This window comes from Bacillus sp. JJ1127 (assembly GCF_036965845.1).
Classification (GTDB): domain Bacteria; phylum Bacillota; class Bacilli; order Bacillales; family Bacillaceae_G; genus Bacillus_A.
The window spans coordinates 294-15,672 of sequence record NZ_JBALQK010000155.1 but is presented as its reverse complement, the minus strand read 5'-3'; the positions used below and the strand labels follow the sequence as shown (position 1 = coordinate 15,672).

The window sequence follows — 15,379 nt, the reverse complement described above, 5'->3', positions numbered from 1 at the left end:
TTTTGGGCAACCTCCTGTATTTTTTAGCTGTATATTTTAAGGTTCCTAATGTAAATCCCACTTTATAATCAGTCCTAAATGTGTAAGTCCTCCGCCAAATCCATATAGCAAAATCGTATCGCCATTGTTTAATTTTCCTTTTTTTCTAGCTAAATCTAAGGCTAATGGAATAGAAACAGACGAGGTATTTCCCATGAATTCCACACTAGTTAATGTTTTATCTAATGTAAATCCGGATTTATCACATATAGATTCAATCATTCGTAAATTAGCACTGTGTGGTACAAACCAATTTATATCATCCATTTGTAGGTTTGCTGCATGCAATAAGTTTTTCATACCTAGTGGTACAGTACGCACAGCCCATTTATAAACTTCTCTTCCGTTTTGTACCATTTTTCCGTTTGTTTGTAGAGGCTTTTCATCCATGATAGTAGAAAGGTTTGTTCTATATAGATGGATACCGCCTTCCCCGTTTGTTCCCATGTGAGAAGCGATAAAACTTGGTTTTTCCTCATCTCTTTCCAATAAAAAGGCTCCAGCTCCGTCACCAAATAAAATGCAGGTGGTGCGGTCTGTATAGTCAGTTACTTTTGATAATGTTTCTGTAGCTACGACTAAAACTTTATGATGAGATCCGGCAGTAATTAAATTATTAGCCACATGTAATCCATAAGTAAAGCCAGCGCAGGTAGCGTTTAAATCAAAAGCAAGTGTATGAGGAATGTGAAAATGATTTTGGATTTGACATGCTACACTTGGAAACACATAGTCAGGAGTAGTTGTGGATACGATGATACAATCAACGTCTTCTAAAGTTTTCTTATATGTGTCAGTTAAATTTTTAATGGCTTTGAAAGCTAAATGTGATGCGAATTCTTGTTCACCGGCAATTCTTCTTTCCTTCATTCCCGTTCTTTGTACAATCCATTCATCGCTAGTATCAACCAGTTTTTCTAAATCATCATTTGACAACTTTTGTTCTGGAACATAAGTTCCAATTGCTGTAATACGAGCTGTGGAGTTCATTCCAACATCTCCCGTCTTTTGGATTTATAACTTGATATTAGTACTAGGTTATAAAAATGTCAATAGTCTGTAATTTCATCGTTCAAACATAAATAGCGTGGTTATGGTTTCTAGTATAGGGGCATCTTTACTTATAATTGTTTTGAGTATGTTTCTAATAAGACGTATGCGCAAAAAATAATGAATAGAGAAAATACAGATTTTCTTTGTTGTAATATGTATATTGGTATTTTTTATAGAAAGATATATGCGTAAAATACTGAAAATTATGTTAAAATAGTGTTAATTAGGTAAAAAGGGGGATTATTTACATGAAAAAAGATCGTCTTGCTCAAATAGATTTAACGAAAAGAATTGAATCAAAATCCAAGTACAATAAGAAGCTTGAAAAATATCAAAGGCGCTTATTGGCACTACAGCAGATTTTAAAAAAAGAAAAAATAGCCGTTATTATGGCTATGGAAGGTTGGGATGCAGCAGGAAAGGGAGGAGCAATTAAACGAATTACCGAGCATCTTGATCCGCGTGGATTTCAAGTAAATCCAATTGGTGCACCTGCTCCCCATGAAAAACGTTATCATTATATGCAAAGGTTCTGGCGGAAAATTCCACAATATGGTCAAATCACTATTTTCGATCGCTCTTGGTACGGGCGTGTATTGGTTGAACGTGTAGAAGGTTTCGCTACAAAAGAAGAGTGGACTAGAGCATACGATGAAATCAATGATTTTGAAAAACTATTAACAGATGATCATTACATAGTAGCAAAATTTTTCTATCATATTAGTAAAGATGAACAGTTAGCACGATTTAAAGATCGGGAGAAAAATCCTCTTAAGAGATGGAAAATTACAGATGAAGATTGGCGCAATCGTGAAAAGTGGGATGAATATGCCCGGGCAATGGAAGAAATGTTTGAAGAAACAGATAAACCAAATGCAAGATGGAATATTATTGCTAGTAACGATAAATTATATGCGCGTGTGAAAACATTGAAAGTGGTAATTTCATTAATTGAGGACTATTTCTTAGAACATGAAATAGAACTGCCAGCATACTATCATGAAATGAAAGAAGAAATGCAAGAAGAGATCGAACACGTGCACGATGTGGGGCGTTAAATTTATAATAAGATGTATGTGCAAAAAATGAAGAATACGCTAGAAAAATAATGATTTTCTTTATGCCCAAAAGTGAAGGTTGTTGTTGTGAAAACTACATAATTATGCTAAAATTTATGTAACTTTTAATGAACGGAGGGGTCTCCTTTGATCTTAATCAGATTACGTCTCAATACTTTGTGCTGATAATTGAATAGCGCTCAAAGGCTCTGTCTGTGTACAGAGTAAACGGGATTGGTCTGCCTATTTTAAAGGAACCCTTTATTGAACTTATATGTGAAAAGAGGGAGGGACGAATACGCCCTCTTTTTGTTTTGCCTTTATAAATAGAATGAGATGGTATAGGTGTATACTTGTTTGATACGTATACCATTGGGGACTTATTGACCTTGTAATAGGACGGAAGCGTCGCTTTCTCCTATTTCTTTGGTGTACTCTCATCCGTTTACGAAAAACACAGGCAGTGACCTGTGTTTTTTATTTTACGTAATCGAAATGGAGGAATAAATATATGGAAGAACTAGTACAAAAAGCGATATTAGTTGGTGTTAATTTAAATAATGAAAGTGATTTTGAATATTCGATGGAGGAGTTAGCAAATCTTGCGGAAGCATGTGATGTGGAAGTTCTAGGGCAAGTTACTCAAAATTTACATCGCGTAAATCCATCACATTATATTGGAACAGGGAAAATTGACGAAGTTTCCGCTTTTGTGAAGGAAGCAGATGCGAATATGGTTATTTTTAATGATGAGTTATCACCTTCGCAAATCCGAAATTTGGAAGCTGACTTAGATTGTAAAGTCATTGATCGTACCATTTTAATTCTAGATATTTTCGCGCAGCGTGCTAAGACGAAAGAAGCGCAGTTGCAAGTTGAAGTAGCACATTTACAATATATGATGCCACGTTTAATCGGTCTTCGTGAATCGTTAGGGAGACAGAGCGGCGGTGTTGGTACGAAAAATAAAGGTGTCGGTGAGAAGAAATTAGAGCTAGATCGTCGTAAGATTGAAGAGCAAATTGCAGTGTTAAATAAAGAATTAGAAGCCCTTGTTGCGCAGCGCCAAACGCAGCGTAAACAGCGTAAGAAAAATGAAATTCCGGTTGTTTCATTAGTAGGGTATACAAATGCGGGTAAGTCAACAATGATGAATGCGATGCTTGAGATCTTTAACGGATCCGTAGAAAAACAAGTATTTGAAAAAGATATGTTATTTGCGACACTAGAAACATCGGTGCGAAATATTCAGCTTCCTGATAATAAATCATTCTTATTAACAGATACAGTTGGTTTTGTAAGTAAATTACCGCACCATCTTGTGAAAGCATTCCGTTCTACATTAGAAGAAGTGGCTGAGGCAGATTTACTCATTCATGTTGTGGATTATGCAAATCCAAATTATGAACAATTGATTGAGATTACAAATCAAACACTAAAACAAATTGGTGTTGAAAATATCCCGACGATTTATGCGTATAACAAATCAGATATGATGGATGTTGAAATCCCGAAAGTTCAGGATAATCGTGTGTACCTATCTGCAAAGCAACACGTTGGGATAGAAGAACTTGTAGAAATGATTCGTTCACACATTTACAAAGAGTATACAAAGTGTGAGATGTTAATTCCTTATGATCAAGGGCAAGTTGTTTCTTATTTCAATGATCATGCACATGTTGTATCTACAAGTTATGAAAATGAAGGTACGAAAATTTCACTTGAATGTAAGACGAGTGATTTTGAGAAGTATAAGCGTTTTGTCATTTGAAATGAAAAGACATTGATTTTATTTGGAATTTTTAGTTATACTAAAAATAGCATGAATGAAATGAAAAGAACGGAAGGGTGACCCAATTACATGAAGTACTAATCCTATTTACGAAAGCAAACAATTGAAGGTTATTTTTAACAGATGATCACGCTGTTATTTGTGATGCCTTCAATTTGTGTTTTTCAGAATAGGATTGGCTTTTTATAGTTGGATCTAAAAGGGATAGTCTCTTTTGGTGTACACCTATATATGATTTATGCCTCCTATTCTGAATGGATATAGGGGGCATTTTTTTGTCTCCAACATTTGATAAAAGGAGATGTTACTATGTTTTTATTAGAAGCCAATCATATAAAGTACTATGTACAGGATCGTTTATTACTAGATGTGGATCAATTGCAAATCCATAAAAATGCTCGAATTGGATTAGTTGGTAGAAATGGAAGTGGGAAAACGACGTTACTTCAAATTTTAGCTGAAAAGATTTCCCCAGAAGAAGGGAAAGTGATTCAACATACTAGGTGTGAACTTTTACCGCAACTTAAACGAACAGATACAACAAAAAGTGGTGGTGAAGTGACGCAAGAATATATTCAAAAAGCTCTTGTGAAAGACCCGGAACTTTTACTAGCAGACGAACCGACAACAAATCTTGATACAGAGCATATCGAATGGTTGGAGAAGAAACTAAGGAAGTGGCAGGGGGCATTTATTGTTATTTCACATGACCGGGCATTTTTAGATACTCTTTGTACGACCATATGGGAGTTGAATGAAGGGGAAATAAAAGAGTATACAGGTAACTATAGCGATTATGTAAAACAAAAAGAAGTAGAGAGGCAACAGGAACAATTAGCTTATGAAATATATGAAAAAAAGAAAAAGCAGCTAGAAGAAGCATTAAAATTAAAAGAGAAAAAAGCTGAAAGAGCAACAAAGACACCAAAAAAGGTAAGTAAATCCGAAGCGAGAATTACAGGAGCAAAGCCATACTTTGCCAAAAAGCAAAAGAAGCTACAAAAAACAGCAACAGCCATTGAAACGAGATTAGAAAAGCTTGAAAAGGTAGAAAAAGTAAAAGAGCTCTCACCAATTAAGATGAATTTGCCGAATGCAGAAACGTTTAAAAACCGGATTATTCTTCGTGTAGATGGTGTAACAGGTAAAGTTGGGGAACGTGTGCTTTGGAGCAAAACAAGTTTTCACATTCGAGGCGGTGATAAATTAGCAATTATCGGTTCAAATGGGAGTGGGAAAACGACATTTGTAAAAAAAATCATGAACCAAGAATATGGTATTAAGTTTTCACCAGCTGTGAAAATCGGCTATTTTAGTCAAAACTTAAACATATTAGATACGGAGAAATCAATTATCGAAAATGTCCAGTCCTCTTCAAAACAGGATGAAACACTGATTCGAACGGTTCTTGCGAGAATGCATTTTTTCAGAGATGATGTTTATAAGCCTGTAGGGGTTTTAAGTGGCGGGGAACGAGTGAAAGTAGCACTGACAAAGTTATTTTTAAGTGATATTAATACTTTAGTGTTAGATGAACCGACGAACTTTCTCGATATGGACGCTGTTGAAGCATTAGAGTCTCTTCTAAAAGAGTATGAAGGAAGTGTAATTTTTGTCTCACATGATCGCCGGTTTATTGAAAATATTGCTACACGAATTTTAGCAATTCATGATCAAGAGATTAAGTTATTTGATGGAACGTATCAGCAATATAAACTCAATCAAGTGGAAAAGACGCGAGATATGAAAGAAGATAAGCTTCTTTTACTTGAAACAAAAATATCGGAAGTGCTAAGTCGCTTAAGTATCGAACCGTCTGAAGAATTAGAAATAGAATTTCAAAAACTTTTAAAAGAAAAAAGAGAATTATAATTAAATTTTATTAGAAAATAAAAAGTACATTACGATTAATGGAGTGATGTACTTTTTTCTTTTCTAAGCTAGATGTTGTCTCTTGTTTTTGCCCACATGCAGATAAGAATACTGATAATGTGAGTGAGAGTGCAACAATTCCTTTTGTCTTTTCTTCATAGTTGTTATGCTTTCTCTTCATTTCTGTCTAAGTATAAAAGAAGAAAAAGAAAATCGCTATAATTAAAGTTGATAATTATTATATGAATATAATGGGTTAAATAATTTGTACAAAATCGAAGTTGTGTTACTGGAAAAAGAGATAAAACCATTATAGAATAGGGAATATTTCAAAAATCAGAAATTATTAAAGTAAGTGTACTTTTAATAAGTTGTATTTTCTGTTTTTAGGAAAGGAGAGAGTGAAATATGCAGGCAGTTTCAAAAGAAAATACAGTAGCCTCACCTACGATTTATCGTATTTTATTTGCGATTAGTTTCGGTCATTTTTTAAATGATTCCATGCAAGCTGTTGTACCGGCTCTGTTTCCTATTTTGGAAAAAACGATGAATTTGTCTTATATGCAGGTAGGATGGATTGCGTTTGCATTAAATATGACGTCATCGATTATGCAGCCGGTATTTGGAATGTATTCAGATAAGAAACCATCACCATTTTTATTACCGCTCGGTATGTTTTCTAGTATGCTTGGGATGATTGGACTTGCGTTTGCACCAAACTTTATTATTGTTATTATTTCTGTTTTATTTATTGGATTAGGATCAGCGGTCTTTCATCCTGAAGGAGCACGTGTTGCTTATATGGCAGCAGGTGCAAAGCGTGGTTTAGCGCAGTCTATTTACCAAGTAGGAGGAAATACAGGGAACTCCCTTGCACCAATTTTTACAGCGCTAATTTTTGTTCCGCTTGGTCAAATAGGAGCACTTGGTTTCACAGGATTTGCGGCAGTTGGTATTGCATTGTTAATTTTCGTTTCAAGCTGGTACAAAAATGAATTAATCAATGGCGCTGTGCGCAGAAAGAAAAGAGCTGCACTTGAGGCTGAAAATGCGATTGTTAGTACGCATATTAAATTTGTAATTGTCCTTCTTGTGTTCTTGACCTTTGTACGTTCTTGGTATGGAGCTGGTATTGGGAATTTCTATCAGTTTTATTTAATTGAACATTACGGTTTGTCTATTAAAAATGCACAGTACTTCGTATTTGCCTTTATGATTGCTGGAGTACTTGGAACATTCTTTGGTGGACCGTTAGCAGACCGATTTGGTAAGAAAAATATTATCGTATTTTCAATGCTTGGCTCTGCACCACTTGCGCTTTTATTACCACATGTTTCTCTTACGTGGGTCGTACCGTTATTTATCTGTATCGGTTTTATTAGTTCTAGTAGTTTTAGTGTTATTGTTGTGTATGCACAAGAACTTGTCCCAGGAAAAGTTGGAATGGTATCAGGTTTAATTGTTGGTCTTGCATTTGGTCTGGGAGCATTAGGTGCTGTTGTTCTTGGGAAATTAGCAGATGTTTATAGTTTGCAATTTATTATGGTATTGTGTAGTTGTTTACCATTAATTGGACTTACGTCATGGTTACTGCCAAGCGATCGAAAACCACTATAGAATAGGGAATGTACTATGATAGCCAAACGATTAGATACTGGTAAGAAAGTGTTATGTATTGCACCTCAGGAGAACGTTATTTAAGTATGGGATTGTTTGAATAATTTTTTTAGACTAGAAAAAGGTGTAGCTATTTGTAAGCTACACCTTTTTTATGTTAATTTACGAACTTTTTTAGTACAGGTAAACGGTTAATACGATCACCAATAATATGTGACGCAAGTCCGCTTGTTAATACGAAAATAAGGTAGACAAAACCTCCAACTGCACCGCATATGATAACGATGAGTAAGGATTCGATATAAGGTTGTCCAGGAATTAACCATCCTATCATCGCTTTTAATCCTATTACGACAGCAGACATTGCTGCGGAGTAAATTGTAATAAGAAATACTGTTTTAGCTGTTTCTGCAATTTTAAATTTCGCAAATTTAACGATGCAATATAACATAATGATATCAGAAACAAGATATCCAAGAATTGTTCCAAGCACTGCACCATGTCCGCCTAATAAGTGTAGAAGTGGTGTGTTTACAACGATTTTTACGAGAATACCAACTGAGAAGGCGATCATTGTTTTTCGTTGATAATCAATACCTTGTAGGATAGCTGCTGAAACAGTGAAAATTGCACTTAGTACTGCTGATGGCGCATAAGAAATTAAATATTGCGATCCACCTAAAGCTGTATCAGGACTCATATATACCATGCGGAATGCATCATACGCGATGCTAGCAAGCCCGAATGCAGCAGGTATTGTAAAGAATAGTAGCACTTGGAAAATCTTTGTGATTTGTTCTTGTAATTCTTCTAGTTTCCCGCTTGTAAATGATTTTGTTATCGCTGGAATAATGGTAAGTGAAAATCCAGTTGCGAGTGAAGCAGGAATCATAATTAATTTTTGAGCATAGTTCGTTATATAAGCGAAAATCGCATTCGCAGTTTCAAGTGGTGTTCCAATTGCCCTTAGTGCATCTGCAACTGTATATTGATCCACTAATGTATACAGTGGAATGGCAATCCCTACAAATACAATTGGAATCGCGTAACGAAGTAATTCCATATAGAGATTTTTTAAAGGAATATTTGATGACCTTGACTTCAGTTCACCTTCAGGTGGCTTTAAATGATCATACTTCTTCCAATACATGATTAAAATCGAAACGCTGGCAATCGCTCCAATGACAGCGCCAAATGTAGCGACTGCAACGGAAGAAGCTACAGAACCACCTAGTAACTTTGAAACGATAAAACTACCAACTAAAATGAAAACAACACGGGCAATTTGTTCCACAACTTGAGAAACAGCACTTGGTTTCATATGTTGGAAACCTTGGAAGTATCCACGTGTGACACTCATCGCCGGTACAATGATGAGCGCGAAGCTTAATGCTCGCATTGTCAGTGTGACGTCAGCGATAAATTGTGGATCAGGTGTTTTCGACCGAATAATAAATTGTGATACGTAAGGTGCCCCGATAAATAAAATTAAAAATCCAGCGAACCCCATGATCATCATTAGTTTTACACTGGAGTTATACAGTTTTTTACTTGTGCTGTAGTCACCTAATGCATTATATTTCGCAACAAATTTAGATACGGCAATTGGAATACCAGCCGTTGAAAAGCTAAGTAAGATACCATACCAAGAATATGCATACGCATATAAAGCAACCCCTTGTTCCCCAACTAATAATTGAAAAGGGAAAAAGTATATAAAACCTAAAATACGCGAAATCATTGTGGCACCGCTTAGTAAAGCAGTCCCTTTTAAAACTTTTGAAGTAGACAACGTTTTTCCTCCTACTCGTGCTGCATTACAATCATCCTATACTACTATAAACCTGTCGGTGTATTTAATAAAGTATAAACCATAAGTAATGTAATACTATTCATAGAAAAGTCATATTTTGAATTTTAGTGGCGAAAACTAGAGATATAATACATGAAAATTCAAAAAATAATTGACACTATTTTTAATGTGTGATAAAAATGGTAGTAATTAATTTAAAAAATAATATTTGAGCAATGAAAGGGTAAAGTAGTGAAAATCTCCCTATCTCAGAGAGCTGATGGTTGGTGTGAATCAGTATATAGGTTATTCATGAAGTTCGTCCTGGAGCATCTTTCATAAATCTTACATTGTGAGGAAATGAAAGACGGTAGTGTATGCCGTTATCAAATAAAGTGGTGAAGAATTTTTTCACAACTAGGGTGGTACCGCGATATATATCGTCCCTACGTTTTTACGTAGGGGCGTTTTTTATTTTGGGATTATTCTCGTTGTAGCTTCATAACTAGGGTGGTACCGCGATATTTTGTCGTCCCTACGTTTTCTGTAGGGACTATTTGTATTTCGTTGGTTTCTTAGTATTCTTCACAACTAGGGTGGTACCGCGATATTTTTATCGTCCCTACGATTTTGTAGGGGCGATTTTTTATTTTCGAAAGGAGGTGGATAGAACAATACGAGTAAGGTTGAAATGTAATAAAAAGAAAAAATAAAAAAAGAGAGGAGATAGAAAAATGAATTCACAGCAATGGACATCGAAATTAGGCTTCGTTTTAGCTGCAGCAGGTTCAGCAATTGGTCTTGGCGCAATTTGGAAGTTTCCATACATGGCTGGTATTGGAGGAGGCGGTGCGTTCTTCCTTATTTTCATCGGTTTTACTTTACTGATTGGTTTACCTTTATTATTAGCAGAATTTGTGATAGGAAGAAGCACACAAAAAGAGGCTGTTGATGCGTATAGAGATATCGCTCCTCATACATTATGGCCGTGGGTTGGTAAGTTAGGGATTGTAACATGTTTCATATTACTTTCTTTCTACAGTGTTGTGGGAGGTTGGATTTTATTATATTTATGGAATGCAATTACAGGTAGACTATGGGAAGGGAATGGTGCGTACGAAGCAACATTTGGTGAAATCATTTCCAATCCATATTTAGCAGTCGGAGCACAGCTATTATTTATTCTTATTACTATTTTTATTGTAAGTAAAGGTGTACAAAACGGTGTTGAAAAAGTAAATAAATACTTTATGCCAGCACTATTTGTTTTATTCTTTGTATTAATTGTTCGTGCTCTTACATTAGATGGAGCGGGAGAAGGGGTACGCTTCTTCTTACAGCCTGATTTCTCACATGTAACGTCTGAAGTTATTTTATATGCGATGGGACAATCGTTCTTCTCGTTATCTGTCGGTGTAGCAGTAATGGTGACGTACAGCTCGTACTTACCGAAAGAAGAAAGTTTACCACGTTCAGCATTTTCAATTGTTGGTTTAACACTTGTTATTACATTGCTTGCTGGACTGGCGATTTTTCCGGTTGTATTTGCGTTTGGCATGGAGCCGTCTCAAGGACCAGGACTACTATTTATTGTATTACCAGCTATTTTTAGTAAAATGGCATTCGGAAAATTATTCTTTATTGTTTTCTTATTACTATTCTTCTTTGCGACTGTAACATCAGCAATCTCTATGCTTGAAATTAGCGTTGCTTCTTTAACAACAAAAGGTAAAGGAAAGCGCGAAAAAATGGCATTGATTGTTGGGCTGTTAATCTTTGTTGTTGGGATTCCATCAGCGCTATCATATGGTGTATTAAGCGATGTGAAGCTCTTTGGGAAAACAGTTTTTGATTTAGCAGACTTTACAGTAAGTAACGTTCTTATGCCGCTTGGTGTATTACTAGTTGCGATCTTCGTTCCACTGAAGATGAAGAAAGATGTATTAATGAAAGAACTGGGAGTAAGTAAAAGCAAAGGATATAAATTATTTGTATTATGGTTATTCTTACTTCGCTATATAGCACCAATTGCGATTGTTATTGTATTTTTAAATGTAATTGGAGTTATTTAAAACAAAAAGGCTCTAACATATCGTTTATAGCGTATGCTGGAGCCTTTTTTGTTTTAGAATTATCTTTTCTGCAATTCGTGTATTGTAATTGATGTAAGGATTCTTTTCATCATGAAGCGACCTCACATTATCTTTAGTTTCAATTTGTATGTATTTTATCAAAATCAATGAATTGTTTCTTGTTAAAGAGCATTAGGATGCAAGAAAGAAAAAGTTGTCATATAATAAGAAGCAAACGGTATATTGGGAGGTGTTGATATGGCAATTACAATACAGTTGCCAGACACTGCAGCGTCTCATGCAAAGCCAAGTATGGAAACGGCGATACTTTGCGTGAGGTAGACAAGTAATATACAATCGCCAAAATGAGCTCGTATCATTTCTTTTATATTTGGCTTTGCACCTTATTGAAATGAACCATAAAAAATAAGGGGCGAGCAGAAATGAAATACGTAAAAGCAGCGACTGTTTTACCTGAAAAATTAATTATAGAAATTCAAAAGTATGTGCAAGGGGAAACGATCTATATTCCAAAACAGGAAAATGCACATTATAAATGGGGTACACAATCTGGAGGAAGAAAGCAACTTGACGCGCGGAATAGAGATATTAAACATGCTTTTAAAAATGGAACTTCAATTCATCAATTAGCAGAGGAATACTTTCTTTCTACAGAAACGATAAAAAAAATCGTGTATTCAAAATAATAATGCAAAGCACTGATTATTCGATAAGAAATAATCAGTGCTTTTTGTGTATAGTTTGTTTAGTAATTGTTTTCGACATTTTATAAAGTAAGTACATTGTATACAATGAGAAGAGATCAACAATTTGGTATGGAGTGATAAAAATGGAAGCTTTTATTAGAAGTGATCAATATAATTTTATAAAATCACAAGCTCATATTCTAGTGAATGGACATGCAACAGCAAATGATAGAGGCGTTATTGCTGCTTTAAAGTCTCTTGCGATAGAAAAAGTGTTACATGTTTTTGAAAATCTTACTGATGAACAAAAAAAATTAATAGATACGATTTTGACGGTTGAAAATAGAGAGAACGCAGAAGCGTTTTTATTCAAGTTAAATCCATATGTCATTCCGTTTCAGGAAGTTACGCCGCAAACGTTAAAAAAATTATTTCCTAAAGCTAAAAAATTGAAGCTTCCTGAAACGGAAGGAATAAATATGAAAGAGATGTCTTATCTAGGCTGGATTGATAAAGGCACAAGCAGAAAATTTATTATAGCAAAGAATAAAAATAAGTTTGTTGGTTTACAAGGCACATTCCAAAGTATAAACAAAAAAGGCATTTGTGCATTGTGCCATGGTCATGAAGAAGTAGGTATGTTTCTAGTCGAAATAAAAGGAGATGTACCAGGTACTTTTGTTAAAAAAGGAAACTATATTTGCCAAGATAGTGTAGCATGTAATCAGAATATGACTTCACTGGATAAGTTATATGATTTTATTGAGAGATTGAGAAAATAACTTATAGTAAAAAATAAGTATAGAAAAGGGTGAGCTTTTATCACCCTTTTTATGCTGTAAGGCATGGGTTATTCAAGTTTGCATAGATGAAAAAAGATGAACAGTAGGGAAAGGATCATTTTTTATATGGTATGATTTTTGCATTTTAATAAAAAAGATTCAGGAAAGTTTTTTGAATATGAAAATTATGCTGATAAAGGGGAAATGACGTATGAAATATCCACTAACGCCAGATGTAAAACCTGAGTTTTGTACGACGGGTTCATTTATGAGATTACCATCAAGTAATGAGCAAGCAAAGATTGCAATTCTAGGAATGCCGTTTGATACGGCTGCTTCTTTTCGCGTTGGTGCGCGTTTTGCTCCGCAAGCAATTCGTCAAGCATCTATGACTTTGTTCCCATATCATCCGATCCACCATGTTTATCCGTTTGATGATACAAATGCAATTGATATTGGTGATGTGTCTGTGATTCCGCACAATATTCATCGTAGCTATGATCTAATTGAAGAAACTGTTTTTGGATTAATGCAACAAGGAATTATCCCGATAGGTCTTGGAGGGGATCATTCAGTTACATTGGCAAGTCTTCGTGCAGCAGCGAAAGTTCATGGACCTGTCGCAATGATTCACTTCGACTCCCACACAGACACATGGGATACATATTATGAAGAGAAATATTGGCATGGTTCCCCATTTATTCGTGCACATGAAGAAGGATTACTACAACCTGAAAAAGTATTCCAAATTGGTATCCGGGGAACATTAAATCATCCTGGTGATATAGAAGCTAGTAATGATTTAGGGTATAACGTCATTACAACAGCTGAATTATGTGATCGTGGTTTTGAAAGCGTTCTCGAGCAAATGCGAGCAACGATTGGCGATACACCATGTTTCTTAACGTTTGATATTGATTTTGTAGATCCATCTTGCGCACCTGATACAGGTACGTTAGAAGTGGGAGGATTTAACAGTCGCGAGACACTAAATATGGTGCGTTCATTAAGTGGATTTAACTATATTGGTTTCGACTTAGTAGAAGTATTGCCGCCATATGATCAGGCCCAAATTACTTCTCTTTTAGCAGCGACGCTTGTGCATGATTTTGCTAGCTTAATTGCTTTACAGATGAAAAATGAAGTGAATAAGTAAGAGAACAATTAGTATATTGAAATATAAAAAGACCGATGAAACAACTTTTCATCGGTCTTAAAAAACGTCCATTTATTATTTTTTCTGCCAATTCTCTTTGATAAAGTCTTCACGACCAGACTCTTTACGTTCCCTGGCATATTTCTCTGGATTTTTTTTGTAGAAATGTTGATGATATTCTTCCGCTTCATAAAAAGGAGCAGCTGAACGAATTTCTGTTACAATTGGGTCTTTAAACATGCCGCTTTCTGCTAGCGCTTGCTTCGAGTGTTCAGCTAGTTCTTTTTGTGTTTCATTATGATAAAAAATTGCAGTACGATAGGACGGACCACGGTCAAAAAATTGCCCGCCATCATCAGTTGGATCAATTTGCGGCCAATATAAATCTAATAATTTTTGATAAGGGAAAACAGAAGGATCGAATGTAATTTGAACGACTTCTAAGTGTCCAGATGTTCCAGATTTTACTTGTTCGTATGTTGGATTTTCGATATGACCACCAGCATAGCCTGAAACCACCTTTTGAATACCAGGAAGTTCATCAAATGGTTTTACCATGCACCAAAAGCAGCCACCAGCAAAGGTTGCAAGTTCATATGTTTTTTCTGCCATTACTATAATCCTCCTAAATGGATATGTTTTATCTAGTATTATACAAATTGTTTTGTTACGCAATAAAAAAGATTTGAAAATATATGTTTTCTGTTGTGCTAAAATGGATCTTATTTTAATAATTGTTTTGGTGTAATTGCACATTATTGGTAAAAGTAAATACACATGATTCGTCTAACATTAACTCTCGGTGTCAGCAACTGGATAACTACTTAAAGCTGAAAAAGAATTTGCTAATTTTTTAGCAAAATGTAATGGGGGCTCCACTGATTGGAGATGAATGTACATGATTAATGGACTCGTGTATAACCAATGGTTGTGTAAAGCACTAACAATAATTCCCTGTTGTACAATTGAACGCATAAATGAAGGGATTTCTTCTTGCAAAATAGCAATTTCTCCTAAATTTAAAGCATTTCCACTTTGATCCAAAGACTCAAAACTTACTGCTACAGGTATTACATAGCCACTCAGCTTTCCTTGAACAAGCACATTAAAATTGCGACGTAAAGATACCGAACAACCATTTTGATTTATTTTACTTTTTCCTTTAAGAATTGTAGCAAAGTGTCCGCAAAGAATATTTAAGTCATGCATGGATCTACTCCCCTTTATCGTACAAAATGATGTATTTAGAGTTATAAGATAAAAAGGATTTATCTTATATTCTCGTATAGTCCATGTGATAAGCTCATGCAAATTGTTTAAACTTTTTCGAGCTTCAAAGAGACGTTATTGACTCATATGTACAAATCAACCCTTAGGATTATTTATGCTTCCTTGCTCTAACACCTTCTAAATAGGACTAATAAAATTAAATACACTTT

Annotated in this window: 12 protein-coding genes, 1 pseudogene and 1 other annotated feature; of the genes and pseudogenes, 8 read left to right on the top strand and 5 right to left on the bottom strand. The window is 35.1% G+C overall.

Features of this window, described 5'->3' with window-relative positions; all coding sequences use genetic code 11:
- Positions 1-45: 45 nt before the first annotated feature.
- Positions 46-1,029: a ketoacyl-ACP synthase III gene (locus tag V7183_RS15890; protein ID WP_097896358.1), complete on the bottom strand. Its 984-nt coding sequence runs from the start codon at positions 1,027-1,029 to the stop codon at positions 46-48.
- A gap of 311 nt (positions 1,030-1,340) precedes the next feature.
- Between V7183_RS15890 and V7183_RS15885 the strand changes: the two genes are divergently transcribed.
- The 3 genes from V7183_RS15885 to V7183_RS15875 all read left to right on the top strand — a co-directional run bounded on the left by V7183_RS15885 (position 1,341) and on the right by V7183_RS15875 (position 5,814).
- Entirely contained in the window at positions 1,341-2,150 is an 810-nt protein-coding gene (locus tag V7183_RS15885) for a polyphosphate kinase 2 family protein (protein WP_335360136.1), read from the top strand.
- Positions 2,151-2,661: 511 nt separating this feature from the next.
- Complete coding sequence (gene hflX, locus V7183_RS15880) at positions 2,662-3,921, top strand: GTPase HflX (RefSeq protein ID WP_335360135.1); 1,260 nt, start codon at positions 2,662-2,664, stop codon at positions 3,919-3,921.
- A gap of 330 nt (positions 3,922-4,251) precedes the next feature.
- Entirely contained in the window at positions 4,252-5,814 is a 1,563-nt protein-coding gene (locus tag V7183_RS15875; RefSeq protein ID WP_097896363.1) for a Vga family ABC-F type ribosomal protection protein, read from the top strand.
- A 52-nt stretch (positions 5,815-5,866) separates the two neighbouring features.
- Here the strand turns inward: V7183_RS15875 and V7183_RS15870 are convergent.
- A pseudogene (locus V7183_RS15870) lies at positions 5,867-5,995 on the bottom strand (ABC transporter substrate-binding protein); the annotation flags it as partial.
- Between the two features lie 227 nt (positions 5,996-6,222).
- Between V7183_RS15870 and V7183_RS15865 the strand changes: the two are divergent.
- Complete coding sequence (locus tag V7183_RS15865; protein ID WP_097896365.1) at positions 6,223-7,431, top strand: MFS transporter; 1,209 nt, start codon at positions 6,223-6,225, stop codon at positions 7,429-7,431.
- Positions 7,432-7,588: 157 nt separating this feature from the next.
- Here the strand turns inward: V7183_RS15865 and V7183_RS15860 are convergent, their stop codons facing one another.
- Complete coding sequence (locus V7183_RS15860) at positions 7,589-9,223, bottom strand: putative polysaccharide biosynthesis protein (RefSeq protein WP_097896366.1); 1,635 nt, start codon at positions 9,221-9,223, stop codon at positions 7,589-7,591.
- Positions 9,224-9,450: 227 nt separating this feature from the next.
- Positions 9,451-9,674 (top strand) — a binding site (T-box leader).
- 283 nt (positions 9,675-9,957) lie between these two features.
- Here V7183_RS15860 and V7183_RS15855 point away from each other — a divergent pair.
- The 4 genes from V7183_RS15855 to speB all read left to right on the top strand — a co-directional run bounded on the left by V7183_RS15855 (position 9,958) and on the right by speB (position 13,940).
- A complete protein-coding gene (locus V7183_RS15855; RefSeq protein WP_335360134.1) occupies positions 9,958-11,295 on the top strand; it encodes a sodium-dependent transporter in 1,338 nt (445 codons plus the stop codon).
- A 443-nt stretch (positions 11,296-11,738) separates the two neighbouring features.
- Entirely contained in the window at positions 11,739-12,002 is a 264-nt protein-coding gene (locus tag V7183_RS15850; protein ID WP_097896370.1) for a CD3324 family protein, read from the top strand.
- Positions 12,003-12,145: 143 nt separating this feature from the next.
- The gene (locus V7183_RS15845) at positions 12,146-12,784 is read left to right on the top strand and encodes a FusB/FusC family EF-G-binding protein (RefSeq protein WP_335360133.1); all 639 of its coding nucleotides are present in this window, start codon (positions 12,146-12,148) and stop codon (positions 12,782-12,784) included.
- Positions 12,785-12,995: 211 nt separating this feature from the next.
- A complete protein-coding gene (gene speB, locus V7183_RS15840) occupies positions 12,996-13,940 on the top strand; it encodes an agmatinase (protein ID WP_335360132.1) in 945 nt (314 codons plus the stop codon).
- A 75-nt stretch (positions 13,941-14,015) separates the two neighbouring features.
- On the opposite strand, the gene msrA is transcribed toward speB, so the two are convergent.
- A complete protein-coding gene (gene msrA / locus V7183_RS15835; protein ID WP_335360131.1) occupies positions 14,016-14,552 on the bottom strand; it encodes a peptide-methionine (S)-S-oxide reductase MsrA in 537 nt (178 codons plus the stop codon).
- Between the two features lie 180 nt (positions 14,553-14,732).
- The gene (locus V7183_RS15830; protein ID WP_335360130.1) at positions 14,733-15,149 is read right to left on the bottom strand and encodes a DUF1259 domain-containing protein; all 417 of its coding nucleotides are present in this window, start codon (positions 15,147-15,149) and stop codon (positions 14,733-14,735) included.
- Between the last annotated feature and the right edge of the window lie 230 nt (positions 15,150-15,379).

Coding starts and splice junctions, on each gene's coding strand:
- V7183_RS15890 (WP_097896358.1), bottom strand. CDS start 1,029: ATGAACTCCACAGCTCGTATTACAGCAATTGGAACTTATGTTCCAGAA.
- V7183_RS15885 (WP_335360136.1), top strand. CDS start 1,341: ATGAAAAAAGATCGTCTTGCTCAAATAGATTTAACGAAAAGAATTGAA.
- hflX (WP_335360135.1), top strand. CDS start 2,662: ATGGAAGAACTAGTACAAAAAGCGATATTAGTTGGTGTTAATTTAAAT.
- V7183_RS15875 (WP_097896363.1), top strand. CDS start 4,252: ATGTTTTTATTAGAAGCCAATCATATAAAGTACTATGTACAGGATCGT.
- V7183_RS15865 (WP_097896365.1), top strand. CDS start 6,223: ATGCAGGCAGTTTCAAAAGAAAATACAGTAGCCTCACCTACGATTTAT.
- V7183_RS15855 (WP_335360134.1), top strand. CDS start 9,958: ATGAATTCACAGCAATGGACATCGAAATTAGGCTTCGTTTTAGCTGCA.
- V7183_RS15850 (WP_097896370.1), top strand. CDS start 11,739: ATGAAATACGTAAAAGCAGCGACTGTTTTACCTGAAAAATTAATTATA.
- V7183_RS15845 (WP_335360133.1), top strand. CDS start 12,146: ATGGAAGCTTTTATTAGAAGTGATCAATATAATTTTATAAAATCACAA.
- speB (WP_335360132.1), top strand. CDS start 12,996: ATGAAATATCCACTAACGCCAGATGTAAAACCTGAGTTTTGTACGACG.
- msrA (WP_335360131.1), bottom strand. CDS start 14,552: ATGGCAGAAAAAACATATGAACTTGCAACCTTTGCTGGTGGCTGCTTT.
- V7183_RS15830 (WP_335360130.1), bottom strand. CDS start 15,149: ATGCATGACTTAAATATTCTTTGCGGACACTTTGCTACAATTCTTAAA.